The 1,028-nt window shown below is 40.5% G+C and carries 1 protein-coding gene; it reads left to right on the top strand.

Going from position 1 to position 1,028, the window contains the following annotated elements:
- Window positions 1–93 precede the first annotated feature (93 nt).
- Entirely contained in the window at window positions 94–1,011 is a 918-nt protein-coding gene (locus LEUFL_RS0106590; protein WP_010008332.1) for an IS30 family transposase, read from the top strand.
- Window positions 1,012–1,028: the final 17 nt, after the last annotated feature.

Below are 1,028 nucleotides of genomic sequence, written 5' to 3'. Positions count from 1 at the left end.
GGTAGATTGTAAAATTAAACCGAACACTTGAATAAAAAGCCGCAGCGCCTTTAATGGTAATTGTCCAAAACAACCATAAAGGAACTGCGACTCATGACTAGTTTATCATCTCAAGAACGTACTGTCATTCAAACTTTACTCGAATTGAATTATTCTGTTCGTGCCATTGCCCGCTTTATTAAACGCTCTCCTTCAACCGTTTCGATTGAAATTCATCAAGTTACACCCTATAAAGCTGAGATTGCTCATGCGTTGGCATTGAAAAAACGTCATCTACGTGGCCGTCATCACACACTAACACCAGCTATCGCTGTCTTTTTGAATGAGCACATTGGCATTTTAAAGTGGTCACCAGAAACTGCTGCTCATGTTTTAGGGTTACCTTTCAAAACGATTTATAATTGGCTCAATGCTGGCCGACTCAAACTGTCATTAGCTGATTTACCTGACAAAGGTATTCGTCAAAAACGTCAGTCTGATGGCAGACGTCAAGTATTTGTTCACGGCCGTTCAATTGAATCAAGACCCAAAAGTGTTCAAGCACGGCAGGATTTTGGTCACTTTGAAGTTGATACGATGCAATCGGGTAAGAAACGTGGTGAAGTGCTTGTCACAATCACAGAAAGATTAAGCCGGCAACATATTGTGAGGCAAGTTAGTGGTCGCAATAGTCAGGCAGTGACACCAGTATTAATTCATTTTTTTCAAGGGATCGAGAATGCTAAGTCAATCACTGTTGATCGAGGACGAGAGTTTGCAAAATATGATGAAATCGAGCAAAAACTAGGCATTCCAGTTTACTTTGCACACCCATACTCACCAGAAGAACGTGGGAGTAATGAGATATTAAACCGATACGTTCGGCGATTCATACCAAAGGAGCGAAAAATTGAGACGGTTAGCGCCAAAGAATTAGATCAAATTAATCATTGGATTAATGCAAGACCAATGAAAACACTCAATTGGCAATCACCACGAAAGGTTTTTCAGCAGTTTGCAGTGTTCGGTTAATTCTTGCAATCTACCTT

Source organism: Leuconostoc fallax KCTC 3537 (assembly GCF_000165675.1).
Lineage (GTDB): Bacteria > Bacillota > Bacilli > Lactobacillales > Lactobacillaceae > Leuconostoc_B > Leuconostoc_B fallax.
Note: the sequence above shows the minus strand (reverse complement) of the source record. Positions and strands in the feature narration are given on the sequence as shown.

Coding starts and splice junctions, on each gene's coding strand:
- LEUFL_RS0106590 (WP_010008332.1), top strand. CDS start 94: ATGACTAGTTTATCATCTCAAGAACGTACTGTCATTCAAACTTTACTC.